This window comes from Pseudomonas sp. 3-2, assembly GCF_019710535.1.
Lineage (GTDB): Bacteria > Pseudomonadota > Gammaproteobacteria > Pseudomonadales > Pseudomonadaceae > Aquipseudomonas > Aquipseudomonas pharyngis.
Window position 1 is genome coordinate 3648445 of the sequence record NZ_CP081200.1, and the last position, 26597, is coordinate 3675041.

General features: G+C 62.3%; 23 protein-coding genes and 1 pseudogene. 14 read left to right on the forward strand and 10 right to left on the reverse strand.

Going from position 1 to position 26597, the window contains the following annotated elements; genetic code table 11:
* Positions 1 to 95 precede the first annotated feature (95 nt).
* The 5 genes and pseudogenes from K3819_RS16355 to K3819_RS16375 form a co-directional block, all read right to left on the reverse strand.
* Positions 96 to 599, reverse strand: a pseudogene (locus K3819_RS16355) (RES family NAD+ phosphorylase).
* Positions 596 to 1072: an antitoxin Xre/MbcA/ParS toxin-binding domain-containing protein gene (locus K3819_RS16360; RefSeq protein ID WP_172829488.1), complete on the reverse strand. Its 477-nt coding sequence runs from the start codon at positions 1070 to 1072 to the stop codon at positions 596 to 598. The pseudogene K3819_RS16355 and the gene K3819_RS16360 overlap by 4 nt, the downstream one beginning before the upstream one ends.
* 269 nt (positions 1073 to 1341) lie before the next feature.
* Positions 1342 to 4266 (reverse strand): TonB-dependent receptor, encoded by a 2925-nt coding sequence (locus K3819_RS16365; RefSeq protein WP_221397471.1) that lies wholly within the window; start codon positions 4264 to 4266, stop codon positions 1342 to 1344.
* Positions 4267 to 4357: 91 nt separating this feature from the next.
* Positions 4358 to 5305: a FecR domain-containing protein gene (locus tag K3819_RS16370; RefSeq protein ID WP_221397472.1), complete on the reverse strand. Its 948-nt coding sequence runs from the start codon at positions 5303 to 5305 to the stop codon at positions 4358 to 4360.
* Positions 5302 to 5808: a sigma-70 family RNA polymerase sigma factor gene (locus K3819_RS16375; protein ID WP_064597063.1), complete on the reverse strand. Its 507-nt coding sequence runs from the start codon at positions 5806 to 5808 to the stop codon at positions 5302 to 5304. Before K3819_RS16375 ends, K3819_RS16370 begins: the two co-directional genes overlap by 4 nt.
* Before the next feature lie 298 nt (positions 5809 to 6106).
* On the opposite strand from K3819_RS16375, the gene K3819_RS16380 reads away from it, so the two are divergent.
* From K3819_RS16380 to K3819_RS16395, 4 genes are all read left to right on the forward strand, one after another.
* Positions 6107 to 7825, forward strand: a complete 1719-nt coding sequence (locus K3819_RS16380) for a hydrogenase maturation protein (RefSeq protein WP_221397473.1) — start codon at positions 6107 to 6109, stop codon at positions 7823 to 7825.
* 60 nt (positions 7826 to 7885) lie between these two features.
* Positions 7886 to 8749, forward strand: a complete 864-nt coding sequence (locus tag K3819_RS16385) for a LysR family transcriptional regulator (RefSeq protein WP_085610473.1) — start codon at positions 7886 to 7888, stop codon at positions 8747 to 8749.
* Positions 8750 to 8858: 109 nt separating this feature from the next.
* On the forward strand, positions 8859 to 10004 hold the full coding sequence (locus K3819_RS16390; RefSeq protein ID WP_085610474.1) for an SRPBCC family protein: 1146 nt from the start codon (positions 8859 to 8861) through the stop codon (positions 10002 to 10004).
* Positions 10005 to 10060: 56 nt separating this feature from the next.
* The gene (locus K3819_RS16395; protein WP_409348354.1) at positions 10061 to 11077 is read left to right on the forward strand and encodes an SMP-30/gluconolactonase/LRE family protein; all 1017 of its coding nucleotides are present in this window, start codon (positions 10061 to 10063) and stop codon (positions 11075 to 11077) included.
* A gap of 15 nt (positions 11078 to 11092) precedes the next feature.
* On the opposite strand, the gene K3819_RS16400 is transcribed toward K3819_RS16395, so the two are convergent.
* Together K3819_RS16400 and K3819_RS16405 are read right to left on the reverse strand one after the other, a co-directional pair.
* Positions 11093 to 11263: a hypothetical protein gene (locus tag K3819_RS16400; protein WP_007959467.1), complete on the reverse strand. Its 171-nt coding sequence runs from the start codon at positions 11261 to 11263 to the stop codon at positions 11093 to 11095.
* A 109-nt stretch (positions 11264 to 11372) separates the two neighbouring features.
* Entirely contained in the window at positions 11373 to 11615 is a 243-nt protein-coding gene (locus K3819_RS16405) for a YdcH family protein (RefSeq protein ID WP_085610476.1), read from the reverse strand.
* A 205-nt stretch (positions 11616 to 11820) separates the two neighbouring features.
* On the opposite strand from K3819_RS16405, the gene K3819_RS16410 reads away from it, so the two are divergent.
* The 7 genes from K3819_RS16410 (at position 11821) to K3819_RS16440 (ending at position 18008) form a co-directional block, all read left to right on the forward strand.
* Positions 11821 to 12342, forward strand: a complete 522-nt coding sequence (locus K3819_RS16410) for a DUF4142 domain-containing protein (RefSeq protein ID WP_039768854.1) — start codon at positions 11821 to 11823, stop codon at positions 12340 to 12342.
* Between the two features lie 239 nt (positions 12343 to 12581).
* Positions 12582 to 13433 carry an STAS domain-containing protein gene (locus K3819_RS16415; RefSeq protein ID WP_221397475.1) on the forward strand — a complete coding sequence of 284 codons (852 nt, stop codon included), beginning with the start codon at positions 12582 to 12584 and terminating at the stop codon, positions 13431 to 13433.
* A 3-nt stretch (positions 13434 to 13436) separates the two neighbouring features.
* Positions 13437 to 13799: an STAS domain-containing protein gene (locus tag K3819_RS16420; protein ID WP_011334518.1), complete on the forward strand. Its 363-nt coding sequence runs from the start codon at positions 13437 to 13439 to the stop codon at positions 13797 to 13799.
* The gene (locus K3819_RS16425) at positions 13796 to 14200 is read left to right on the forward strand and encodes an anti-sigma regulatory factor (RefSeq protein ID WP_039768856.1); all 405 of its coding nucleotides are present in this window, start codon (positions 13796 to 13798) and stop codon (positions 14198 to 14200) included. The genes K3819_RS16420 and K3819_RS16425 overlap by 4 nt, the downstream gene beginning before the upstream one ends.
* On the forward strand, positions 14197 to 15207 hold the full coding sequence (locus K3819_RS16430) for an ATP-binding protein (protein ID WP_221399713.1): 1011 nt from the start codon (positions 14197 to 14199) through the stop codon (positions 15205 to 15207). Before K3819_RS16425 ends, K3819_RS16430 begins: the two co-directional genes overlap by 4 nt.
* On the forward strand, positions 15200 to 16075 hold the full coding sequence (locus K3819_RS16435; protein WP_221397476.1) for a sensor histidine kinase KdpD: 876 nt from the start codon (positions 15200 to 15202) through the stop codon (positions 16073 to 16075). The genes K3819_RS16430 and K3819_RS16435 overlap by 8 nt, the downstream gene beginning before the upstream one ends.
* Positions 16065 to 18008 (forward strand): response regulator, encoded by a 1944-nt coding sequence (locus tag K3819_RS16440; RefSeq protein WP_064597085.1) that lies wholly within the window; start codon positions 16065 to 16067, stop codon positions 18006 to 18008. Before K3819_RS16435 ends, K3819_RS16440 begins: the two co-directional genes overlap by 11 nt.
* Before the next feature lie 51 nt (positions 18009 to 18059).
* Here the strand turns inward: K3819_RS16440 and K3819_RS16445 are convergent, their stop codons facing one another.
* The 3 genes from K3819_RS16445 to K3819_RS16455 form a co-directional block, all read right to left on the reverse strand.
* Positions 18060 to 20693 carry an excinuclease ABC subunit UvrA gene (locus K3819_RS16445; RefSeq protein ID WP_221397477.1) on the reverse strand — a complete coding sequence of 878 codons (2634 nt, stop codon included), beginning with the start codon at positions 20691 to 20693 and terminating at the stop codon, positions 18060 to 18062.
* A gap of 28 nt (positions 20694 to 20721) precedes the next feature.
* Positions 20722 to 22833, reverse strand: coding sequence for a PAS domain-containing sensor histidine kinase (locus K3819_RS16450; protein WP_221397478.1), 2112 nt, complete (start codon positions 22831 to 22833; stop codon positions 20722 to 20724).
* 132 nt (positions 22834 to 22965) lie between these two features.
* Positions 22966 to 23655 carry a GntR family transcriptional regulator gene (locus tag K3819_RS16455; protein ID WP_039768861.1) on the reverse strand — a complete coding sequence of 230 codons (690 nt, stop codon included), beginning with the start codon at positions 23653 to 23655 and terminating at the stop codon, positions 22966 to 22968.
* Positions 23656 to 23795: 140 nt separating this feature from the next.
* Between K3819_RS16455 and K3819_RS16460 the strand changes: the two genes are divergently transcribed.
* Genes K3819_RS16460 through K3819_RS16470 form a run of 3 tightly spaced genes read left to right on the forward strand, consistent with a single transcriptional unit; the run spans position 23796 to position 26585 of the window.
* Positions 23796 to 24881, forward strand: coding sequence for an ABC transporter ATP-binding protein (locus K3819_RS16460; protein ID WP_039768863.1), 1086 nt, complete (start codon positions 23796 to 23798; stop codon positions 24879 to 24881).
* 1 nt (position 24882) lies between these two features.
* Entirely contained in the window at positions 24883 to 25800 is a 918-nt protein-coding gene (locus K3819_RS16465) for an ABC transporter permease (RefSeq protein WP_085710121.1), read from the forward strand.
* Positions 25797 to 26585: an ABC transporter permease gene (locus tag K3819_RS16470; protein WP_064597101.1), complete on the forward strand. Its 789-nt coding sequence runs from the start codon at positions 25797 to 25799 to the stop codon at positions 26583 to 26585. The genes K3819_RS16465 and K3819_RS16470 overlap by 4 nt, the downstream gene beginning before the upstream one ends.
* The last annotated feature ends 12 nt before the right edge of the window (positions 26586 to 26597 follow it).

Genomic DNA, 26597 nt, shown 5'->3' on the forward strand with positions numbered 1-26597 from the left:
GTTTATGCAGGGATGTGCGATGGCAGACAGGGTTTTATAGGGCGCGATTTAGACCGTTGGGTGCTGAGGTTATGCAAAAAGACGCGCGTGATTTCTCATACCAGTTCCGCGTCCTTGAGCAATCGCGTATCCAGCCCGAATCGCTCTTGCGAGACCATCCTGAATTGCCCCTCTGCCAAATCGCAGCTCACCAGCAAATTCCACGAGTGCCGGGTGGCTGCCGATGGAATCAGTACAAATGGGTGCTCGGCGAGCAACGCGTCGGCAAAATCCTGCTGGTTGGGCGAGGCCTGTGCGGGACTCATCCAGTAGGGGTTGGGCAGCTCCTCGGGTTGCACGATTTTCACAAGCGCCTCACTGACCACCTCAAAGCACGTCAGCACATAGGGACTTCTATCAAGTGCGTTGAAACTCCCGTGAGCGGCCACCTCCAGAATGGCTGTAGATGGATCGATCGAAGCATAAACGACACGGCGGCCGGGCCGGTTTCATCGCCCGCCCTGCAGTTCTGAACCGATGCCGCTGTCCCATGTGCACCGGTAAAGCTCAGGGTCCAAACGCCACGCATACCAGCGGTCGTCCCAAGGCAGCGGGTTCATTGATAAACCCCGTATTTAATCCGGTGCAGATAAGCAATGACCGATTGATACCCCAGTGAGCTTTCAATCAATGCAACGGGTCTGTAACCGTTTAACCATTTGGTCGCCTTGCTCATCCACTCCTCGGCGCTCGGCTGATCGTGGAACACCTCGATAGCGGACTCAAGAGCGTGCGCATACTGAAAAGCGATCATGCTCTGCTGTCGGCTCATTCGCGTCGGCTCGCCACTGTTCAGCAAGCGCCGCACGGTTCTGACGGACTTTCCGGTGATGAGCTGCACAAGCTCGCTTTCCCGGTAGAGCTCGGATGTTGAAATCATGTTCACAACGTCCCGCAGATCAAAACCTTCCCGCGCGTAACCAACAATGTGCATGGTGTCTCTGTCCCATATCCGGCCGTTCAGCAACACCTCAACAGGCTTCCCCTCGACCTTCTTCAGCCCCGTAAACCGGGGTGCTTTCGCTTGGGGCATCGGAACACCCTCCATAGGGCATCTGGCGTGATCGTGGCGCCAGGAATCACGAGGGGAATAAGTAGAGTTTTCGTGCTCGAGATGTGGGATTCGCATAATCCATCCAATGTCAGGGGCCCGAGTCTCCAGGCCGGTCAGTGACTTCATGTCACGACCGATGCTATAGGCCCCGCTTCCGACGGCCAACCTTAAAAAGTCGTCGGAAATATCCCCGTTTTCGTCCAAAGCCCGGCAACTTCCGTAGGACGCTGCCGGGCATTATTCCGTCCTCAACTGCCGAAGTGATAACTCACATCCAGCCACCACTGGCGCCCGTACGGGTCGTAGTTGCCGGTCGGGTAATACGGCCATCCCGCCGAGTCGTCATGCTTGACCTGATTGAGCACGTTGTTCACGGTCAGCCCGACGCTTGCCCGGTCGTTGAGCTTGTACCGCGCACTGGCGTTGAACACCGTCCACGGCGACAGACGCCCGTCGCCCGCGCCATTGGTGACCGAGCCGTAACGAATCCCCATCAGCGTTGCCGTGGCCTTTTGGTAATCCCAGGTCAGGCTGGCGTTGACCTTGCTGCGCCAGTCGTAGTTGGTGCGCGAAGTGCGCCAGTCCTGGGTCGGCGCCTCGTCCGATTCTTTGTAGTAATGCGAGAGCACCAGGGTGTAACCCAGCGCAGAACTGAACGCGCCGTACTGCCCGGCGCCCCAGCGGATGTTGCTCTTGAAGTCCAGGCCGCTGACCCGCTCGCTGGCGGCGTTGATCGCGTTCACGCGTACCCGTTGCAACTGATTGGGATCTACGGCGGCGTTGCCGGGATTGCGATCGACGCGCGCCAGGGTCGACTGGCAGTTGGCCGAGTTGATGTCCTGGGTGCCATTGCGGCATTCGTTCTCTTGCTGCAACAGACGGTTTTCGTCGACGGTGGTCAGCAGGTCATCGATCTCCACCCGCCAAAAATCCGTGGAGAAATCGAAGTTGCGCGACGGCGACCAGACGAAACCGTAGGTCCAGGATTTGCCGCGTTCGGATTCCAGATCCGCCGTGCCGCTTTGGGTGTAATCGACCCGCCCGCGATCACAGGCGCCCTCCACGCCCTGGCTGCAGCCGTAATAGTCGATCTGCGCCGGGTAGTAACCGTTGCTGTCGGACTGATAGATGTAGTTCAGGTCCGGTGCGCGGAAACTGGTGCCGTAGCTGCCGCGCACCAAAAGGCTGGTCACCGGCCGCCATTCCAGGCCGAGGTTGTAGGTTTTCTGCTGCTCGGTGCGGCCGCTGAATTTGTATTGGTCCCAGCGCCCTGCCGCTGTCGCCAGCACCGTGTCGGTGACCGGAATGCTGAACTCGCCACCGGCCGCATAACGCTTGCGCGAGCCGCCGGAGCTTTGCGCAGGCGTCACGCCGTAGAAACTGCCGTCGTTGAGGCTGTCATCCGGGTCGATGCGGTATTCCTGCTTGCCCGCCTCCAGCACCCCGGCGAATCCCACCGGACCGGCGGGCAGGTCAAACAACTCGCCGTTGACCGACGCGTTGTAACTGGTGGAAACCGACTTGCTGCTCTGCGTCAGGTTGCCGCGAAACTGCTCCCATTCCTGCTGCGTCAGTGGCCGGTCGAGGCGCGAGGCATCCGGCGCGAACACCGGGTAACCGCCACGGGTGCCCAGTTGCGGGCCGAGGTAGAAATCCTGGATCGACGACAGCGGCGTGTAACGGGTGGTGCGCACGCTTTTGTACTCGGACCGGTTGGCCGCCAGTTCATAGTTCCACCCGGTGTCGGCGATCTTGTCCGAAAGGCCCAGGGTGCCGGTCCAGGAGGTGTCGCGCCACTTGCTGTTGTTGCTGGTGCGCCCGCCAATTTCCTCTTCGCCGAAGCGTCGATACCAACGCTCCAGATTGCCGCTGTTCTGGTTGATGAAATCCGGCGAGGTGAAGCTCGGGCCGCGTGTGTTGTTCTGGATGTGATCGAGGCCGTACATCAAATCGGCGAAGACCTGCCCGCTGTCGCTGAAATGCCAGGTGCCACGGGTGTAGCCGTCGTAGTTTTCCTTTTGCGTCTGCACCGTCCAGTAATCGTTGTAGATCTGATCGGTGCGGCAACGTCCGCCGCTATTGAACAGCTTGTTGTCGAACGTGCCCTGATACGCGCCACAGCCGGGTCCCAGGTAGCGGTTGTTGGTCAGGTCGCGACGGTAGCCGACATCCGCCAGCGGCCCGCTCTGCATGAAGCCACGGTCATCGGCCCAGATCGGATCGCGGTTAGTCAGTTCGAGCCCGAACAACCCGTCGAAGTCGCCCCAACTGCCGCCGCCGCTGATCTGCAAACGCTGGTTGTCACCGCCGCCGCGCTCGCTGGTGCCGCCCTTGAGATTGACGTCGACGCCATTCATTTTGTCCTTGAGGATGATGTTCACCACCCCGGCAATCGCGTCCGAACCGTAGATCGCCGAGGCGCCGCTGCTGAGCACTTCGATGCGCTCGATGATCGCCGACGGAATGTTCGCCAGGTTGGTGAAGTTGACCTTGCCGTCGTAGGGCGTCGGGTAATCGGCGACCCGTCGGCCGTTGATCAGCACCAGCGTGTGGTTCGGGCCGAGGCCGCGCAGGTTGAGGGCGCTGGCCGCCGGTTGCCAGGTGTTGCCGTAGTCTTCGCCCTGGGTCATGCCGGTGTTCTGGGTTTGCGTGGCGAGGGCGTCGTAGACATTCTTGTAGCCGCGCGCTTCCATCTCTTCGTGGGTGATGACGTTGACCGGGGTCGCACCATCGCTCTGGGCGCGGGCAATGCGCGAGCCGGTGACGGTGACTTTTTCCATGCGGTAATCGGCAGTGCTGGCGGGTGCCACGGCAGCGGCCTTGGCCGGCGCGGCACTCGGCGTATCGGCCGGGCGAATGCTCAGGCCCTGCGCCCCCTGCTCGACTTGCAGACCACTGCCGAGCAAGGCTTTCTCTACCGCCTGGCGGCCACCCAATGCGCCGCGCACCGCACTGCTGCGCTTGCCCTGAACCAGATTCTGACTGAAGGAAATCGGCACGCCGGTCTGGCGCGAGATGTCCAGCAGCACCTCGTCGAGGGCCCCGGCGGCAATGTCGAAGGTAAAGACCTGAGCGGCGGCGTCTTGTGCCTGAACGGCGACCGGAACCATGCCCGTCGCCAGCACGATGGCCAGCGTCAGGCGGGACAATTGTTGTTGTTTGAATGAGAACATCGAGGGGCTTCCCTGTTGAAGGCGTCTGCAGGGAATGAGCAGCGGGCCGGCGCTTTTTATAGGGTCGCGGATAGACCGGGAAGTTATGGATTTATAACCGTGCTTCGATGCTGACCCAGTACGGGTTGTGCCAGGTGACTCGGATCGGCAGCGAACGCTCCAGCAGCTGCAGGGTGCGGTCGCTGTCGTCCAGCGGATAGAGACCGCTGAGGCGCAAACCGGCGACCTCGGGACTCAGGTGCAGGATGCCGCGACGGTAGCTGCGCAGGCTGTCGATGACTTCGCTCAAGGGGCGATCACGCACTTCAAGCCGCCCATGCACCCAGGCACTTTCCTGCCCTTTGCTGTGTTCCAGCGCGAGGATTTCCTGAGCGTTGAACAGCAGACTTTCGCCCGCCTCCACCACTTGCCGCGCGCCGCTGGCGGTGACCACTTCGACCTGTGAATGCAGCATCACCAGCCGCGTCGAATCCTCACCGCGCTGCACCAGGAATTTGGTCCCGAGCGCGCGCATCCGCCCATGCTCGGTTTCGACCACAAAGGGGCGTCCCAGATTTTTCGCCACATCGATCAGCAGTTCACCGCTGCGCAAGTCCAGCAGACGCTCAAGATTGTTGAAGCGCGGCACCACGCGGCTGCGGGCATTGAGGGTCAGGGCGCTGCCATCCTCCAGCGTGAACGCCCGACGCTCGCCCGTTCCGGTCGACAACTCGCCGGCCTCCGGCAGCCAGCCATAGCGTCGCCCGAGCAGACCCGCCAGCACCGCGATCCCGAGCACACTCAAACTGCCGCTGAGGAATCGACGGCGACTGGACGGCGCATTCAGGCTGTGCAGGACACTTTCACGCGGCAAGCCGCGCAGGTTCGCATGGCGCAGCAGGTTCAACCCGCCACCCATTTGCTCGATGATTTGCTGATGCCGTGGATCCGCCGAGCGCCAGGCGTCGAAGGCCGCGCGCTCCTGCAAGCTGACGTGCCCCGATTGCAGCAGCGCCATCCATTGCGCGGCTTCGTCGATCAGCGTGTCGTCCGGCCTCATGTCTGCATCGCCTGATAGCAACGTTTGAATGCCTCGACCATGTATTGCTGCACTCGGCTGGTGGACACGCCGAGGCGTTCGCCGATTTCGCTGTAGGTCAGGCCATCGAGCTGGTGATAGAGAAATGCAGCCTTGGCCTTGGCCGACAGGCCGTTGAGCAAGCGATCCACCGCCAGCAGCGTTTCGATCACCAATTCCCGCTCCTCGGGCGACGGGTGCACCGGTTCCGGCGCCAAGGCAAGGCTTTGCAGATAAGCGCGCTCCAGATCCTGCCGGCGCCAGCCTTCATAGACCAGCCGCCGCGCAATCGTGGTCAACAGCGCGCGGGGTTCGCGAATCGCCAGCGGATCGGGCAGTGCCAACACCCGAAGAAAAGTTTCCGAAGCAATGTCCTGTGCGCTGTGCGGGCAGCCGAGGGTACGACTGACCGCCGCGCACAACCATCGGTAGTCCTTTTGGAACATTTGCCCGATGACCTGGTAATGCGGGTTGTGACTCCCCATGCCTTACTCCCTGAAAACGGGCTCCACCCGCTGCGAAAATCCATGGATACGCCGGGATCTTCCGGCGGTGATCAAGGGTGCGACTGTGCAATAGCGCCGGATACATTTGAAGTAATAAAAAATCAGGATCAGCAAACCTTTGAGAATAAGGCACGCCGTCGGCACAGCAACATTGCCTGACACAACGTTGATCTCGATCAGTGGCGCCCCCCACGCCAGTCTCTAACCTTGCGCCTCCATCGATAGCCACGGACGGCTCACCGGGAGCCTGCGGCTGACCTTTCAAGGAAGAGCAATCATGCGATCACTCAACATCATTCTTCTGTCGTCGGCGTTCAACGGCTTGACCCAGCGCGCGTGGCTGGAACTGCGCCAGGCCGGGCACTCACCCAGTGTGGTGCTGTTCACCGATGAAGCCGCCGTGTGCGAACAGATCGAAAACAGCGGCGCTGACCTGGTGATCTGCCCTTTCCTCAAGGACCGCGTTCCCCACGCGCTGTGGAGCAACCCGCAGCGTCCGGTAGTCATCATTCACCCGGGCATCGTCGGCGATCGCGGCGCCAGCGCACTGGATTGGGCGATCATGCGCGAGCTGCCGTCCTGGGGCGTGACCGCCCTGCAAGCGGTGGAAGAAATGGACGCCGGCCCGGTCTGGGCCACCTGCGAATTCAACCTGCCGACCGGCCTGCGCAAATCCGAGCTGTACAACGGGCGAGTCAGCGACGCGGCGATCCGTTGCATCCGTGAGGTGGTGGAAAAATTCATCGACGGCTTCGTGCCGGTGGCGCTGGACTACAACGATCCCAAGGTTCGTGGACGCTTGCAGCCGAACATGAAACAGGACGATCGCACCTTCAGCTGGCACGACTGCTCGCGCTTCATCAAGCGCTGCATCGACGCGGCGGACGGCCAGCCCGGCGTACTCGCCAGCCTCGCCGGCGGGCAGTATTACGTGTACGACGCGCACCTCGATCAGCGCACCGGCATGCCCGGTGAAATTCTCGCGGTGCACGACGACGCAGTGCTGGTGGCGACCGGTGATCACAGCTTGTGGATCGGCTCGCTGCGGCGCAAACCGCAACCGGGCGAGGAAACCTTCAAGCGTCCGGCCCGGCATGTGCTGGCCGGTCAGTTGTCTGGCGTGCCGGTGCTGGACTGGTCGCTTGCCAACGCGCCGTTCAGCGACGAGCCGTATCAACCGATCCGTTATCGCGAGTCCGGTCAGGTCGGCGAACTGACGCTGGAGTTCTACAACGGCGCCATGAGCACCGAGCAATGCCGGCGCATGGTGGAAGCGCTGCGCTGGGCCAAGTCCCGCGACACTCAGGTGCTGCTGATCAAGGGTGGACGCGGCAGTTTTTCCAATGGCGTGCATCTGAACGTGATCCAGGCCGCCGAAGATCCGGGTGCCGAAGCCTGGGCCAACATCCAGGCCATCGATGATGTGTGCGAAGAATTGCTCAGCGCACGGCAACTGGTGGTCAGCGGGGTTACCGGCAATGCCGGCGCAGGCGGTGTGATGCTCGCACTGGCCGCCGATATCGTGTTTGCCCGCGCCGACATCGTGCTTAACCCGCATTACAAGAGCATGGGCCTGTATGGCTCGGAATACTGGACCTACAGCCTGCCCCGCGCCGTCGGCCCGGCCATGGCAGAACAACTGACCCAGGCCTGTCTGCCGGTCAGCGCGGCTCAGGCGCTGCAACTGGGCATGGTTCAGGAAATCGGCCCGCACTGCCCGGACGAGTTCTCGCTGTGGCTGCTGCAACGGGCCAACAGCGTGCTGAGCGATCCGACTTATGCGCCGGTGCGCGAACGCAAGCTGCGGGTCGATCATGTGTTGATCCGTCAGTGTCGCGAGGCTGAGTTGAAGGAGATGCAGGAAGACATGCTGTACAACCGCAATCAGTTTGCCGAGAAGTGCCGCAACTTCGTCTACAAGCGCAACACCTGCTGCACACCGGCGCGGTTGGTGGAGGATTGGGCTCGGGTGCGAGAAGTCGAAGTGGCTGACTGAACAATGACGCGGTCCCGGGGCTGCCCGTACAATGCGCGCACTTCAACCACCGGCCCGCCCATGGACATTGACCTCGCCCGCACCTTTCTGGAAATCGTCCGCCACGGCAGCCTTGCCGCGGCGGCGGAGAAACTGTTCGTCACGCAAACGGCAATCACCGCCCGGGTCCAGAAACTCGAAAGCCAGTTGGGCAGCACGTTGTTCGTGCGCAATCGTGCCGGTGCGCGGCTGACCGCCAACGGCGAGGCCTTCGTGGTCTACGCCAATCAGCTGGTGCAGACCTGGGAAGCCGCACGCCGCGACCTGCCCTTGCCCGAGGGCTATCACAACGTGCTGCACATCGGTGGCGAGGTCAGCCTGTGCAACCCGTTGATGCTCAGTTGGGCCGCCGAATTGCGCGAGAAAATCCCCGGTCACGCCCTGCGCATGGACATTCGCGACGGCGAAAACCTGCTGCGCCAGCTCGAACTGGGGGTGCTCGATGCGGCGCTGGTCTATCAGCCGGAATACTGGCCGGGGCTGCAGGTCGAGCAGGTGCTGGAAGAGAAACTGATTCTGGTGACCACGCCCGGCCGCCCTGCCCCTTACGTGTACATCGACTGGGGCCCGGACTTCCGCCGCCAGCACGACGCCGCCCTGCCGGAAAAAGCCAAGGCTGCCCTGAGCTTCAACCTCGGCCCGCTGGCCCTGCAATACATTCTCGAGAACGGCGGCAGCGGCTATTTCCGGACCCGGGTCGTGCGCACTTATCTGGAAAGCGGCGCGCTGGAGCCGGTGACCAAAGCCCCGGAATTCGGTTATCCGACCTACCTCGTCTACTCCCGCGACCGTGACTCGGCGATCCTGCAACAGGCGTTCGACCTGCTGCGCGAGGTGATCAGGGCCGATGACGACTGGTCGCAGCGCTGGAACCCGTTGAGCTGACGGCCGCTTTACACCGAAGCATGGCACTTGTGACCTGAATGTTGGCGCTGCACAAACGGCCGGATCGGCTACGCTGCCGGGATGACGACAATATCCGCAGGTGAGCGCAGTGAGGCAGACCACCGAGGCATTTCGCAGCCGCTACCGGGCGGCGATCCATCCCCGCTACAACCCGTGGCTGCATGGCGCGTTCGTGCTGCTGTTCGGTGTGCTGGCCATCGGCGCGTTCTGGAGCAGCGTGCACCAGATGCGGTCGCTGGAATGGCTGACCGTGCCGCTGACCTTGCTGTTCTTCAATTTCGGCGTGTACATGGTGCACCGCCACCTCGGCCACCACAAAAAGCGCTTCGCCCGGATGTTCTACGCCCGACATGCCGGCGATCATCACAGCTTTTTCACCCCCGGCCACATGACCTACGACGGCGCCCGCGACTGGCGGGTGATCCTGTTCCCGGCCTGGCTGATCGTGCTGCACACGCTGGCGATCACCCTGCCCCTGTGGTGGCTGTTCGCGCAGGTCAACAGCAACGTCGCCGGGCTGTTCGGTGGCTGCATGGTGTTCGGTTACCTGACCTATGAAGTGTTTCACGCCTGCGAGCATCTGCCGCCGCAGAACCCGCTGACCCGCCTGCCGTGGATCCGCCAGATGCGCCGTCTGCACGAGCTGCATCACCGTCGCGAGCACATGCAGGAACGCAATTTCAATATCGTTTTTCCGCTGATGGACTACCTGTTCGGCACCCTCTACCGGGAGCCGGAAACCGCCCCTCTGACCGATTCGAGAACGCCCATGACCCGCATGCAGCACACAGTCGATATCGCCGGTGATCCGATTGCCGTCCTCGCCTACGCCGCCACCGTCAGTCGCTGGCCGGAGTGGCACCCGTCTTCGCTGAAAATCGACGGCCCGAGCGGTGCGTTGCATGCCGGCGCACGATTCGACGAGGACATCCATGCCGGCGGTCGCGAGGGGCATTTGCGCTGGGAGGTCACCGAGTACCTGCCCGGCCGACGCTGGTGCGCCCGGGCCCAGGGTGATCAGGGGCTGTCGTTGCGGCTGACCTATGAATGCTCGGCGCACGACGCTGCCACGCGGTTCGTACGCACCCTCGATTACCAGTTCGAAGGGATCGGCCTGCGCATCGCCAACCATCTGCTGCTCAAGCGGCGCATCGAACGCGAGTCGGCAACGTCGATGCTGGCCCTGCGCGACATGGCCACCCGGCATCTCGCACTCGCGGGAGCCCACGTGTGAGATGGCGTTATCTGGTGTTGCTGCTGGTTGTCGGGGTTCTGGGCTTTTTGCTGTTGATGCCGACCAGGGTCGAGCCCGTGGCCTGGACGCCGCAACCGGCGCCCTCGCTGACCGAGGGCCAGTACGCTGACAATCAGCGGCTCAAGGGCGCGGCGCAAGTCGGCCCGAGTAACATCGAAGGCCCGGAAGCGCTGCTGCTGGAAAACGACTTTCTGATCACCGGACTGCACGACGGACGCCTTCTGCGCACCAGTCTCGATGGCCAGCAGCGCAAGGTGCTGGCCGATACGGGCGGCCGGCCGCTGGGGCTGGCGCGGCATCCCAACGGTTTGCTGGTGATCGCCGACGGGGTCAAGGGTTTGCTGTCCCTTGATGCACAGGGGCAACTGGTGGCGCTGACCACCGAAGCCAATGGCCTGCCGTTCGGGTTTACCGATGACGTGGCCATCGACAAGTCCGGGCATTACGCCTACTTCAGCGATGCCTCCAGTCGCTGGGGTTACGGCCACGATGGCGAAGCGATCATCGAGCATGGCGGCGACGGGCGCCTGCTGCGTTACGACTTCCAGACCGGAAAAACCAGCGTATTGCTGGACAGGCTGGAGTTCGCCAACGGCGTGACCCTCGGCCCGGAAGACGCCTATGTGCTGGTCAACGAAACCGGCGCCTACCGCATCAGCCGTTATTGGCTGACCGGGCCCAAGGCCGGCACCCACGATCTGTTCATCGACAACCTGCCGGGGCTGCCGGACAACCTGGCGTTTAATGGTCGGGATCGTTTCTGGGTGGCGTTGTACACGCCTCGCAATCCGTTGCTCGACCGCACCGCCGCCCATCCTTTCGTGCGCAAGATGCTGGTGCGGGCGATGACCGTGCTGCCCAAACCGGTGGAAAAGCGCGGGTTCGTGCTGGGGCTGGATCTGGACGGCAAGGTGATCGCCAATCTGCAGGATGCCAGCGCCGGCAATTACTCGCCGATCACCACGGTGCGCGAGTATGGCGACTGGTTGTATTTCGGCTCGCTGAAGGCGACGCACATGGCGCGGATGCCGTTGGAAGCAGCCTTGAAGTGAGGCGATGGCAGCCGGTCAGTTACTGGACCGATCGAACTTGTCCGGGTCTTCATCCTCCGGCACTTCCTCGCTCTTGCGTTCCTCTTCAGGATTACGGACGGTATGCGCCGGACTGTTGGGCTCGGGATGGGTGGGAACCGGGTCGAATGCACCCTGTTCTTCACTGGGGAATTTTGGATCTTTCATAAGGCACCTCGTTGAGAGTCGCAATGTGAAGACTCTGAACATTCGAGGTGCCGGTCGGGGCTGTCGTTCCAGTCAATTCACCACCGCAGGCCGGTGGTGCGACTGACGGTCAGGATCGAGCCTGCAACTGCTCGACGATCTTGTCTTTGACCTGCAGGCGTTTCTCTTTCAGTTTCTTCAGGGTGTCGTCGCTCGGCGCATCCGAGGTCGCCGTCTCGGCCTTGACGACTTCGGCGTCCGCCTGGGAATACCTGTTGATCAGTGCATCCAGATGTGGATCCGCGGTGCGTCGTTGCTGGATCTCTTCCTTTGTAAGTTTCAAGTCCTGTAACAGATCATGGGTCACCGGCATGGAACACCTCCGTCAGTTGATCGGCAGCCAACGCGACCGATTGCGCTGGCCAGGTATCAGAATGGCCTCGGTTGGCCACTTCTGTCGACCACCTGTCAGACCAGCGGTGTCCGTTCGTCGCCCTTTCGCAAATGCGATAAAACCTTTGGTCGGCGAACTCCCTCCATTGAATAACGCTCACAAAAACCTGCGTGGAGAAGCACCAATGGACGGATTCAAACTGCGTCACCTTTTTCTGGCTGTCGCCCTGAGCACCGGCATGGGCTCGGCCTTTGCCGCCACCGACAACGATTTCGTCGATAACGCAGCGGCCGGCGGCATCGCCGAAATCGAAACCAGCCGTCTGGCACTGGAAAAGAGCCAATCTGCCGACATCAAAGCGTTTGCCAACATGATGATCACCGACCACGGCAAGGCCAACGATGAACTGGCGACGATTGCCAAGGCCAACGACATCGAAGTGCCGGACACCACGACTCTGGTCAAACAGGCCAAGGAAAAAATACTCGAAGTCCGTGATGAGTCGTTCGACGCCGCCTATGCCAACAATCAGGTGAAGGCTCACGAAGAAACCATCGAGCTGTTCAAGAAACAAGCCAATACCGTGACCGACGACAAAGTCAAAGGCGCCACCGAACTCAAAGCCTTTGCGCAGAAAATGCTGCCGGCATTGGAGAAACACCTGGCCCATGCCAAAGAGCTGCAGGCCAAACACCCCAGCAAGTAATCGCCAGGTATACAAAGAGGCCGCCTCCATTGGACGCGGCCTCTTTGCGTTGGGCTTTGTTGCTGGCAAAAGATCAGCATTCCTGGCCGCGCCGACTAGAGTTACCGGTGCGTTCCTTGCGGCAGATCAAAAATATCCTCGGGGGAACGAACAACTATTTCGAACGGCCAAGGTCATTCACTTCGCGCCGGTCATTTCCCGAAGAACCGGCCCCCTATTCGCAATGGAGCAACAGGCACATGGCAGCACTGCAGAACAGCACACTTAATGCGATTAAAAACAATCAGGTTCAACTGCTGGGCGAATGGATCAACGGGCTTCAAACCACCGGCGCTACGCGCAACCTCAAAGAACACGACATACAGCAACAGACCGGCGAATTCCTGCAACTGGTGGTCAGCGGCCTGGAAAACGACAGCGGCACCAACATCACCGCGCCGGGCTGGGAAGGCATGCGCCAGTTCCTCGAAAAACTCTCCCACAGCCGTGCCCAGCTCGGTCAGGATTCCCAGCAGACCGCCAGCTTCATTTTCTCGCTCAAGGGCCCGCTGTTCGCCCTGCTGCAAAACCATTATCAGGATCAGCCCGCCCTGCTCGCCGAACAGCTTTGGGAAATTTCCGAATTGTTCGATGCCTTCGGTCTGTACACCATCCGTACCTTCCAAAAATCCCGTGAAGCGGTGATCAAGCGCCAGCAGGAAGAACTGCTGGAACTGTCGACCCCGGTGGTCAAGCTGTGGGATGGCGTGCTCGCACTGCCGATGATCGGCACCCTCGATTCACAGCGCACCCAAGTGGTAATGGAATCGCTGCTGCAACGCATCGTCGACACCGGCTCGGAAATCGCCATCATCGACATCACCGGCGTGCCGACCGTCGACACGCTGGTCGCCCAACACCTGCTCAAGACCGTGACCGCGATCCGCCTGATGGGCGCCGATTGCATCATCAGCGGCGTGCGACCGCAGATTGCCCAGACCATCGTGCACCTGGGCCTCGACCTGCAAGGCGTGGTCACCAAAGCCAATCTGGCTGATGCGTTGAAACTGGCGCTGACCCGTCTGGGCATCACCCTCACCAAGACGGTCTGAACAATGGAACGTATCCCGATTCTTCAGATGGGTGACTTCCTGCTGGTGACCATCCAGGTCGACATGCACGACCAACTCGCCCTCACCCTGCAGGACGACCTGTCCGAACGCATCAGCAAGACCTCCGCGCGCGGGGTGCTGATCGACATCTCGGCGCTGGACATGGTCGATTCGTTCATTGGCCGGATGATCGGCACCATTTCCGGCCTGTCGAAAATCATGGACGCCGAAACCATGCTCGTCGGCATGCAGCCGGCGGTCGCCATTACCCTGGTCGAGCTCGGTCTGTACCTGCCAGGCGTCAGTACCGCGCTGAACGTCGAGCGCGGCATGAAACTGCTGCAGGAACGAGTACGCCAGCAATGACCGTGCGCAGCAGCGGTACCCAACCGATCAACATCGAGCAGGACGTGGTGCTGGCCCGGCAACAGGCGCGAAAGCTGGCCACCGAATGCGGCATGCGCCTGATCGACCTGACCAAACTGGTGACCGCCGTCAGCGAGCTGGCGCGCAACACCATGGTGTATGGCGGTGGCGGAGACATGGACTGGCAGATCCTCGACGACAACCACAAGGTCGGCCTGCGCCTGACCTTTCGCGATGAAGGCCCGGGCATTCCCGACATCAAACTGGCGATGACCGACGGCTGGACCTCCGGCAGCGGTCTGGGCCTGGGCCTGACCGGGGCAAAGCGTCTCGTGGACGAATTTGAACTGGACACCGAGCCCGGCAAAGGCACTCGCATAACGATCACCCGATGGACATGAACATCAGCGGGACATTGACCCAGGTGTTGGTGATCGAGGACAGCAGCCAGATCGGCCATGCCCGGCGTACGGCGCAACGTCTGGCCGAGCAACACGGTTTTGGCGAAAGCGATGCCGGCCGCGTCGCGCTGGTGGCCACGGAGCTGGCGAGCAATGTGCTCAAGCATGCCGGGCGCGGGGAATTGCACCTGCGCCTGTTGCCCCGTCAGGGTGACGACGGCATCGAGATGATTGCGGTCGACCGTGCCCAGGGGTTTGATCTGGACGCGTGTCTGGCGGATGGCTTTTCCACCGGTGGCACTCAGGGCATCGGCCTCGGTGCAGTGGCTCGACAGGCGGATATCTTCGACGTATTTGCCGATCATCGCGGCGCCGTGCTGCTGGCTCGTCTGTACCCGCGCAGCGACCGTCAGGCGGATCTGCCGTATGGTGTCAGCCAGCACTCGCTGCACAACGATCCAGCCTGCGGTGACGTCTGGCATCTGGCGATTCATGGCCGTGACATCAGTGCCCTGATCGTCGACGGTCTGGGCCATGGCGAGGACGCCGAGCGTGCGGCCCGTGCAGGAGAGAAAGCCTTTGCCCTGAGCCCGTTCGGTACGCCGACGCTGCTGATGGAAGACATGCACCGCGAGATGATCGGGAGCCGGGGTGGCGCAGTGGCATTCGCGCAGTTTCACGCAGGGCGTGCCAGTCTGTCGTTCACCGGTGTCGGTAACATCGGTGCCAGCCTGATCGCCTCCGACAAGTCGCGCGGACTGGCCTCGCATCCAGGGATAGTCGGCGGCCAATACCGAAAAGCCCAGCCCTTTGACTATGCTCAAGTGAACGGACATCTATTGATCATGTACAGCGATGGCTTGCAGTCCCGTTGGAACCTTCAAGACTACCCCGGTCTGGTGCATCGCCATCCCGCCGTGATAGCCACCGTCCTGCACCGCGATTTCTGTCGCGGGCGCGACGATGTAACGGTGCTGGTCGTTGCCCTGGAGGCCGCCCATGGCTGAGTCCCCGACACTGAGCAATGCCGAACAGGCTGCGTTGATCGCCCAGTTGCAGAGCGAAACCGCTGCGTTGCGCGAAGAGCTCGACGAAACCAATCAGGGCGTGCTCGCGCTGTACGCCGAACTCGACACTCAGGCCGAACAACTGCGCCAGGCGTCCGATCTGAAAAGCCGCTTTCTGTCGTACATGAGCCACGAGTTCCGCACGCCGCTGGGCTCGATCCTGAGCATCAACAGCCTGCTGGCCGACGAACTCGACGGCCCGCTCAGCCCCGAGCAGCACAAGCAGGTGGCCTTCGTCAGCAGCGCCGCCCGGGAACTCAGCGACATGGTCGACGACCTGCTCGACCTGGCGAAGATCGAGGCCGGACGCATCAGCATTTCTGCGGCGTGGTTCGACATGTTCGACCTGTTCGCGGCGTTGCGCGGAATGTTCCGGCCGATTGTCGACGCCACCGCCGTCGACCTGATTTTCGAGGAGCCGGTAGGCCTGCCGCGTCTCTATACCGACGACAAGAAGCTCGCGCAGATTCTGCGCAACTTCATTTCCAACTCGCTGAAATTCACCACCCGTGGTGAAGTCCGGATCTCGGCGCGCCTTGAAGGTGAGGACAAGGTACGGTTCGCCGTCAGCGACACCGGTATCGGTATCGCTTCGGAGCTGCACGGCACCTTGTTTGAAGACTTTTCTCAGGTCGACTCACCGCTGCAAAAACGCCTGCGCGGCACCGGGCTCGGCTTGTCCCTGTGCAAACGCTTCGCCGAACTGCTCGGTGGCGAGGTCGGCGTCCAGAGTACCCCGAGCGTGGGTTCGTGCTTTTTCGTGATCATCCCGCTGGCGATCGCCCAGGAGAGCGTCGATGAAACATGACATCCGTCTGTTGATTGTCGACGACAACGTCGCCACCCGTTACGCCTTGCGCCGGCGGCTGGAACGCCACGGCTATGAGGTGTCAGAGGCCGGCACCGGTGGCGAAGGCCTGGCGTTGATCGCCAGTGAAAAGCTCGACGCGTTGATTCTCGACGTCAACCTGCCGGACATGAGCGGCTTCGATATTGTCCGCGAACTGCGCGCCGACGCCCGCACCGCCCTGCTCCCGGTGATCCACGTGTCGGCCGCGTCGATCCAGACCGGCGACATCATCACCGGCCTCGATGCCGGGGCCGATGCGTATCTGATTCACCCGGTCGATCCCGATGTGCTGCTGGCAACATTGCGCACCCTGCTTCGGGTGCGCGACACGGAGAACGCGTTGCGCGAAAGCGAGGCGCGTTTCCGCGAGATCTTCGTCAACATCTCCGCGCCCATCGCGGTGCTGGATGCCGACCTGAAAGTCCACGAGTGCAACCACGCTTTCTCCCAACTGATCCAGGACAACCGTGACCCGCAGACCCTCAGCGAATGCTTCGCCGAGGATCAGAGCGCGATCCTCGACGAACTGCGCCTGCGGCTGGTGGATGGCGAACGCTGGAAAGGCACGCTGAACATGCGCGTGCAGGGCGAGATCCGTGAGACCGAGTGGCAAATTTCCCCCTACCGCACCCCGAAACTGAGCCTGGTGTTCGTCGAAGACGTCACCGAACACCGTCACCGCGAACGTTCGCACCTGGCGCGGCTGGACGACACCACCACGCAACTGGCCAAGGAAGTCGCCGACCGGGTACGCGCCGAATCGCAACTGCTGCAAGTACAGAAAATGGATGCGCTGGGCAAACTCACCGGCGGCATCGCCCACGACTTCAACAACCTCCTGACCGGGATCATCACCAGCCTCGAACTGATCCAGAAACGCGTCGCCGATGCGCGCCCGGACAAGGTCCAGTTCTATGCCGAAGCGGCCCTGAGTTCGGCGATGAGCGCGGCCTCGCTCACCCATCGCCTGCTGGCTTTTGCCCGCCAGCAACCGCTCGACACCCGTCCGGTGGACATCAACAAGCACGTCCGCTCGCTGGAAGAGTTGCTGGTGCGCACCATCGGCGAACGCATCGCCCTCAAACTGGAAATGACCACCAAACCTGCCATCGCGCTGGTCGATCCGATCCAGCTCGAAAGCGCAGTGCTCAACCTGGTGATCAACGCCCGGGACGCATTGCCACGGGGCGGCAATATCTGGGTCAGCACTTACGCGGCGTATTCCCACGGCGACCCGAACCTCGCCGATGGTTCCTATGTGGCGCTATCGGTGCGCGATGACGGTACCGGCATCGAGCACAGCGTCATCGATAAGGTGTTCGAGCCGTTTTTCACCACCAAACCGCTGGGCCAGGGCACCGGGTTGGGGCTGTCGACGATCTACGGTTTCGCTCGTCAATCCGGTGGCGATGCGCACATCCGCAGCGTGGCGCGACGCGGCACCGAAGTGACGATCATGCTGCCGGCCACCAGTGATCCGACCGCTGTCGATGTGGCCCCGGTGACCATCGATCCGCAAGGCTCGGGCGAACATGTGTTGATCGTCGAAGACATGCCGGCGGTGCGCCTGTTCGTCACCGAAGTGCTGGAAGACGCTGGTTACCGCTGCACCCAGGCGGCCGATATCGAAACCGCGCTGGAGCGCTTGCAAAACGACTCGTCGATCGACCTGCTGCTGACCGATGTGGGTCTGCCACGCATGACCGGCCGTGAACTGGCGGACGTTGCCCGGGGCTGGCGTGAAGCGCTGCCGATCCTGTTCATGACCGGTTACGCGGAAACCGCGATCAACCGCCAGGTGTTCCTCGGGGCCGGCATGGAGATGCTGGTCAAACCGTTCCAGATCCGCGAGTTGCTGGACAAGGTTCGCCGCACGCTCGACGGCGCCTGATACACCGCCATTGCGTGCAAGCCCGTGATGAGGCCCGCCTAGGCGACGCAGTTATCGGTTCAAGGCACGGGCTAGAAACGGCGCAGTCCGGCTCTTCTTGCTCGCCGCCACTTTCTGCGGCGTACCGGCCACGACGATCTTGCCGCCCTGATCCCCGGCGCCCGGACCAATGTCGATCACCCAGTCGCTCTGCGCCACCACGCGCATTTCGTGCTCGACCACGATCACCGTGTGCCCCGCCGTCACCAGCGCATCCAGCTGCTCCAGCAAGCGGTCACCGTCCCGCGGGTGCAACCCGGTGGTTGGTTCATCCAGCACATACAACGTCGCGCCACGCTGGTTGCGCTGCAGTTCGGTGGCCAGTTTGATGCGCTGGGCTTCGCCGCCGGACAACTCGGTCGCCGGTTGACCGAGGCGCAGGTAACCGAGACCGATGTCGCGCAGCACCTCCAGCGAACGGCGGATCGCCGGTTGCTCGGCAAACACCGTCACCGCCTCGTCCACCGTCAGTTGCAGCACCTGCGCGATGCTCAAGCCCTGCCACAGGATGGCCAGGGTCTCCGGGTTGTAACGCGCGCCATGGCAGGTCGGGCACGGCGCATAAACGCTGGGCATGAACAACAACTCGACACTGACAAACCCCTCGCCTTCGCAGGTCGGGCAGCGACCCTTGGCGACATTGAAGGAAAACTGCCCGGCGTCGTAACCCGCCGCTTTCGCCTCGTCGGTCGCGGCGAACAACTTGCGCACGTTGTCGAACAGCCCGGTGTAGGTCGCCAGATTCGAACGCGGCGTGCGGCCGATGGGTTTCTGATCGACCTGCACCAGACGCTTGATCGACTCCAGCCCGGCGCTGACCTGGCCGGTGCTGGCAGACGGGGTATCGTCTTCCAGATTGAGTTCTTCCGGCTCGGCGTCACTGACGCTGCGCCCGAGCTGCGCGCCGACCAGTTCCAGCAGCGCCTGGCTGACCAGACTGGATTTGCCCGAACCGGAAACACCGGTGACCGAGGTGAAACAGCCCAGGGGAAATTCGGCGCTGAGGTTATTCAGGTTGTTGCGGGTGACACCGTCGAGCTTCAGCCAGCCCGACGGTTTGCGCGCCGTACGGGTCGACCGTTGCTGTTCGGCGAACAGATAGGCGCGGGTCTGCGAGTCCTCGATCGCGGCCAGCCCCGGTGGCGGGCCGCTGTAGAGAATCTGCCCGCCCTTTTCACCGGCCGCCGGGCCGACGTCGATCAGCCAGTCGGCGCGGCGCATGGTGTCCAGATCGTGCTCGACCACAAACACGCTGTTGCCGTCGGCCTTCAGACGCTGCAAGGCCTCGAACAGCGCCTCGCCGTCCGCCGGGTGCAGGCCGGCGGAGGGTTCGTCGAGCACGTAGATCACGCCGAACAATTGCGAGCCCAATTGAGTGGCCAGTCGCAGGCGTTGCAATTCGCCGGACGACAGGGTCGGCGTGCTGCGCTCCAGCGCCAGATATCCGAGCCCGAGATCGGTCAGGGTGCTGACCCGCTCCAGCAAGTCCTCGGCAATGCGCTGCGCGGCCAGGCGTTTTTCCAGCGACAGGTTCGGCGTATGGCGCACGTCCGGCGCGTTGGCGTGGCCGCTGGCGCCATGGGCCACGCGTTGTTGCCGGGCTTCGCGGGTCTGACTGTGGCTCAGGGTTTCGCCGGTTTCATCGGCGTGTTCCAGCCAGCTCGGGTCCGCCACCGGTTTCAAGACTTCGGCAACTTGCAGCAGCGGCATCCGCGACAACTCGCCAATGTCATGCCCGGCAAACGTCACCGACAGCGCCTCGCGCTTGAGGCGCTTGCCATCGCACAGCGGGCACAGGCTGCCGAGCATGAACTGCGACACGCGTTTCTTCATCAGCGCGCTTTGCGAATGGGTGAACGTGTGCAGGATGTAGCGCCGGGCGCCGGTGAAGGTGCCTTGATAGCTCGGCTCCATGTTGCGCTTGAGGGCGACGCGGGTTTCTTCCGGCGTCAGCCCGGCGTACACCGGAACGGTCGGTGTTTCCTCGGTGAAGAGGATCCAGTCACGCTGTTTTTTCGGCAGCTTGCGCCACGGGATATCGACATCGATGCCCATGGTCACCAGGATGTCGCGCAGGTTCTGCCCCTGCCAGGCCAGCGGCCAGGACGCCACGGCGCGCTGGCGGATAGTCAGATTCGGATCGGGCACCATCAACGCCTCGGTGACCTCGTAGACCCGGCCCAGTCCATGGCATTGCGGGCAGGCGCCTTGTGGCGTGTTCGGTGAGAAGTCCTCGGCGTAGAGCATCGGCTGCCCCGGCGGATAGCTGCCGGCGCGCGAGTACAGCATTCGGATCAGGCTCGAGAGCGTGGTGACGCTGCCCACCGACGAGCGCGTGCTCGGCGTGCCGCGCTGTTGCTGCAGGGCCACGGCCGGGGGCAGGCCTTCGATGGAATCGACGTCCGGCACGCCGACCTGATCGATCAGCCGCCGCGCATAGGGCGCCACCGATTCGAAATAGCGCCGCTGGGCTTCCGCATACAGCGTCGAAAACGCCAGCGACGACTTGCCCGAACCCGACACCCCGGTGAACACCACCAGTGCATCGCGAGGAATGTCGACGTCCACGTTCTTCAGATTGTGTTCACGGGCACCGCGCACGCGAACCATGCCGGCGGCAGAACTGGAATTGCGTCTGGAAGTCATCGGCCAGCCTTGGTCAGGGGATTGGAGCTCAGGTGCTGAGCACGGAACGGATCATCTGCAGCAGTGCTTCGGGGCCATAGGGCTTGCCGAGCAAATGGGTGTCGGGGCTGAGCTGGTGGTTGCGCGAGATGATGTCGCGGGTGTGGCCCGAGGTGAACAGCACCGCCACCGGCGGCATTTGCACCTTGGCCCACGCCGCCAGATCGGAGCTCTTGATAAGACCGGGCATGACCACGTCGGTGAAGATCAGGTCGACCCGCGCGCCTTCCATCAACATCTGCATGGCCGCATCGCCGTTGCCGGCGATCAGCACGCGGTAGCCTTCTTCGCGCAACAGTTCGACCGCCGAGGTGCGCACCGCTTCGTTGTCCTCGACCACGAGGATCGTTTCGTGACCGCCCGCCTGCTGATGATTGACGCTCGGCGAGTCATCGAGCACGGGGCGCAGGCTGCGTGGAAAGTACAACTGCACCCGTGTGCCTTCGCCGATCCGACTGTCGATCTCCACATGCCCGCCGCTCTGCTTGACGAAGCCGAACACCATGCTCAAGCCCAGGCCAGTGCCCTGGCCGTCGGCCTTGGTGGTGAAGAACGGTTCGAACACCTGCTCGAGCATGTGCGGGGCAATGCCCACGCCGCTGTCACTGACCGAAACCCGCACGAAATCCCCCGGCACGATGCCCTTGCCCGAACAGAACGCCCGGTCCAGCGAGAGGTTGGAGGCGCCGAGCACAATCGTGCCCTCGCCCTTCATGGCATCCCGGGCATTGATCGCCAGATTGAGAATGGCGTTTTCCAGTTGATTGCGGTCAACGTTGATGTGCCAAGGCTCAACAGGCAGTTGCACGTCGATCTGAATGGTTTCGCCCAGCGCCCGTTGCAGCAACTCGCCCACGCCTTCGAAAATCTGCCGGGGATTGCACACCGCCGGCGACAGCGGCTGACGCCGGGCAAACGCGAGCAGTTGCGAAGACAGCTTGGCGCCCCGCTCCACCGCCGCCAGCGAGGCGCTGACCCGACGCTGGACGTTGGCATTGTCCGGTTCATGGCGAGCCAGCAGGTGCAGGTTGCCGGCGATCACTTGCAGCAGGTTGTTGAAGTCATGGGCCACGCCGCCCGTAAGGCCGCCGATGGCTTCGAGCTTCTGCGACTGACGCAATTGCTCTTCCGCGGCGAGGCGCGCCTCGACTTCATCCGCTACCCGCTGTTCGAGGTTGCGGGTGAACTTGAGCAGCGATTCCTCGGCGGTCTTGCGCTCGTGAATATCGATCAGCACACCGGGGAAACGGAACGGCCGGCCCTGCTCGTCGAATTCGCAAGCACCGCTGGCGAGCACCCACAGACAACTGCCATCGGCACGCACCACCCGGTACTCGGCGTTGTAGGGCTCGCCGGTACGCACCGAATTCTCCACGCACTCCTGTACCCAATTACGGTCGTCCGGATGAATGTGCGTCTCGGCGATATGCTGCGGCAGGTTGCTCAGGTCTTGATCAGGCGGGTAGGAAAATGTCCGGGCAAAACGCTCGTCGGCCGACAGCACGTTGTTTCTGACGTCCCAGACAAACGAGCCGAGCAATGCCCCGGCATTCAGTGCCAGGCGCACCCGCTCATTATCGGCGCGATAGGCATCTTCAGCGGCCTGGCGCAGACGCTCGGACAACACCAGTTCAGTGGTCTCCACCACCATCGCCATCACGCCCGAAGGCACACCGGCATCGTTGGCCACCGGGCTGTAATACAAATCGAGCCAGACATCCTCGGGCACGCCGTCGCGCAGCAACACCAAGACCTTGTTGCGGTATTCCAGGGTGCCGCCGGCCAGACAGGTGTCGACCACATGCCGGTTGAAATCGGCCACCTCCGGCCAGCCAAGCTCCACCGGCGATCCGAGCAGGTAGGGATGTCGTCCGCCGGCGAATCGTGAATAAGCGTCGTTGTAGATCATGTAACCGGCATGCCCCCAGAGCATGACCATCGGCAGCGGCGAGGCCAGCATCAGCTGGACAGTGCTGCACAGGCTGGCCGGCCAGGTTTCGAGGGGGCCCAGATCAGTCCTGCTCCAGTCAAACGCACGAATGCGCCCGGCCATCTCGCCTTGCCAGCCGTCACACCCATGGCTATCGGATAAAAACTGCATCAGCTGCTTCAACGCCTTGTAGTGGGTCCGGTTCTATCGCCGCGCGTTCAAACGCCACGCCCGTCTGTTTCGAGCGTGTCGGGCAGCGATGGTTTCATTAGAGGTATAGCCGATTTCACCTGCACTCGACGCTCACACTCCGATCAGGTGTTTGAGCGGATGGTAGCCAGTCTTCATTTTCGCAGCGACGTCGAGGATCGCCTTCTGGATGCCGTCCAGGTGCATGCAGGTCAGCTCGATCGCGGCGCTCTGATTGCCGGCCTCGATGTACTCGATCAGGCGCAGGTGCTCGTCATCACGGCAGGCTTCGTGGCTGTCGTCATCCAGCGCGGCGGCGTACAGCGAGGCGCGGGAAATCAGCTTCTGGAACCAGTCGAGCAGTACCGGGTTGTTCAGGCTGCGGGCGAGTTTGATGTGGAACTCGCCGAGCAGGTGAATCAGCCGCTCGTGATCGCCGGCTTCGTGGGCTTCGTCTTCCAGCAGCAAATGATCACGCAGGTCCTGCATCGCCGCAGAGTCCTTGCGCCGGCACAGTTCGGTGACGATGCCGATCTCGATCAGGCGCCGGGTTTCGAACAGCGAACGGATCTCTTCATCACTGGGCAACGATACCGATGCACCTTTATTGGGCTCGGTGGTGACCAGTCCGTCGGCCTCCAATTGCTTGAGCGCGGCGCGAACCGACGTGCGGCTGACATTGAACAATTCCGCCAGCGACGCCTCGCCCAGCTTCATCCCCGGACGCAGCGAACGCTTGCTGATCGCCTCGTAAACCCCTTGGTAGACGCGGTCGACCGTGGTTTCCGTTTTTTTCTCGGTCATTTGGAAGCTCCTTCAACGCTGGCGACGCTGCCCGACGAACGACTCAGTCAGGGAAATGGGGGGTTGCGCCAGCAGATTAATCCGGGTATTTCTAAATTGCATTCAGATATTGCATACAATAATTAGAGGATTGCACCATTATGGGTCAGCCAATAGCCATTGAAGTGCGTAACGTATCCAAGCGGTATTCTGATGACCCTGGCCTCGCGCCTGCCCTCGACAACGTGTCGGTGAACATCGCCGACAACGAGTTTTTCACCCTCCTCGGCCCCTCGGGCTGCGGCAAGACCACCCTGCTGCGCACCATCGCCGGTTTCGAACACGTCAGCGACGGCGAGATCCGTCTGGCGGGCGAAACGGTCAATCACCTGCCGCCGTTCAAGCGTCGGGTCAACACGGTGTTCCAGAGTTACGCGCTGTTTCCGCACATGAGTGTCGCGCAGAATATCGCCTTCGGCCTCGAGATGCAGGGTCTTGATCGCAAGACAATTCCGGGACGGGTTGACGAGATGCTCGCACTGGTGCAGATGGAGCACCTGGCCGGGCGCAAACCGGCTGAGCTTTCCGGCGGCCAGCAGCAACGTGTCGCGCTGGCCCGGGCCCTGGCGCCAAAGCCCAAAGTGCTGTTGCTCGACGAGCCGCTGTCGGCGCTGGATCTGAAGCTGCGCAAGGAAATGCAGGTCGAACTCAAGCGCGTGCAGCAGGAAGCCGGAATCACCTTCATCTTCGTCACCCACGATCAGGAAGAGGCCTTGACCCTGTCCGACCGGATCGCGGTGATGTCCGCCGGCAAGATCCTGCAGATCGGCACCCCGACCGACATCTATGAACGCCCGCAGCACCGTTTCGTCGCCCAGTTCATCGGCGACATCAATTTCCTCCCCGGCGAGCTCAAGCGCGGCGACCACAACGAAAACCTCTTCGTGCCCAGCGGCATGCCGGTGGAAATCCCCTGCCCGCCGCAAGGCGTCAATGGCAGCAGCGTGCAACTGGCATTTCGGCCCGAGCGCTCGCAACTGGTCGCAGCGGATCAGCCGCATCACCTGCGCGGGGTAATCGAGGCGGTGCTGTATGTCGGCACCGCGACGCTGTACCAGTGCCGTTTGAACAACGACATCAAAGTCATGCTGCGGGAAAACAACGAAGGCCTGAACCGTGGTCGTGCAGTCGGCGAGCCCGTGGCGGTGCACCTGCCGCCCCAGGCCTGTCTGTTGATGGAGGCCTGAGATGAGCGTCAGCAGCACTTCCCCCTCTCTCAACCGCGCGCTGTTGCTCAGCCCGGTGGTGTTGACCCTGCTCGCCCTGATCGCCATTCCGCTGGGGATCATGGGCTACATCAGCCTGCTGCCGCGCAACACCTACGGCGGCGTCGACTGGCAGGCCCAATGGCAGTTGCAGAGTTACGTGCAGCTGTTTTTCCAGGAAGGTTTTGACGGCGAGCTGGAGCTGAACTGGGTCTACGCCCAGGCGCTGTTGCGCTCGGTGTTCCAGGCCGGTGGCACCACACTGTTGTGTTTCCTGTTCGGCTTTCCGGTGGCGTTGTGGATGTCGAGCCTGACCCCACGCCGGCGCAACCTGATGGTGTTGCTCATCACCATTCCGTTCTGGACCAACCTGCTGATCCGCAACTACGCGTGGCTGATCATCCTGCGCGAACAGGGCTGGGTCGCCCAGAGCCTCAACGCGCTGTTCCCGAGTGCCGGCGGCATCACCCTGCTGTACAACGACTTCGCCGTGAGCGTCGGTCTGGTCTACAGCTTCTTGCCGTTCATGATTCTGCCGATCTACTCGACCCTGGAAAAACTCGACTGGCGTCTGGTGGAAGCCGCCTATGACCTGGGCGCCAATCGCTGGCATGCGCTGCGGCGGATCATCCTGCCGCTGTCGATGCCCGGCGTGATTGCCGGTGCGTTGCTGGTGTTCGTGCCGAGCCTCGGCGCCTTCATCACCCCGGCGATCCTCGGCGGCGGCAAGACCCTGATGATCGGCAACCTGATCCAGCAGCAATTCGGCACCGCACGCAACTGGCCGCTGGGCAGTTCGCTGTCGTTCCTGCTGCTGGGGATTCTGCTGTTGTCACTGGTGCTCTACGCCCTGTACAGCCGCAGCGCGGCGAAAACCCTGAACCGGGGAGCGAAAGCATGATCTCTCTGCACCTGAAAAAACTCCCGGCGACCCGGGAAATCAGCCTGCTGATCCTCGCCTATCTGTACGTGCCGATCCTGGTGTTGATCGCCTACAGCTTCAACGCCAACCGCTCGGCGACGGTGTGGACCGAGTTCTCGTTCGCCTGGTACGGGCGGATCCTGGCCAACCCGTCGATCCAGACCGCGGCGCTGAACTCGATCATCGTCGCGACCATCGCCACCGTGTGCGCCACGGCGATTGCGCTGCTGGCGGCGCTGGCGACCTACCGGCCGTTCTACGGGCAGAAAATGGTCGAGGGCGGGATCAACCTGCCGCTGATCCTGCCGGAGATCGTCACCGCCGTGGCCACCCTGCTGCTGTTCATGGCGCTGGGCATCAAGCTCGGGCTGATGACGGTGATCGTCGCGCACATCGGCTTCTGCATCCCGTTCGCCTACCTGCCGATCCGCGCACGCCTGAACGATCTGGACAAGAGCCTGCTGGAGGCCGCCAACGACCTGTATGCCAATCCGTGGCAGGTGTTTCGCCGCGTGACCTTGCCGCTGCTGTGGCCGGCGGTGCTGTCCGGTTCGGTGCTGGCGTTCGTGGTCAGCCTCGACGATTTCATCATGACCTTCTTCGTCGCCGGGCCCGGTTCGACCACGTTGCCGGTGTACATCTTCTCGGCGATCAAGGCTGGCGTAACACCTGAAATCAACGCGATTTCAACCCTGATGCTAGTGATTTCCATCGTGCTGGTGGTGCTGGCCTTCTGGCTCGGCCAACGCGGCAAACAACAATAAACCTGGAGCGCG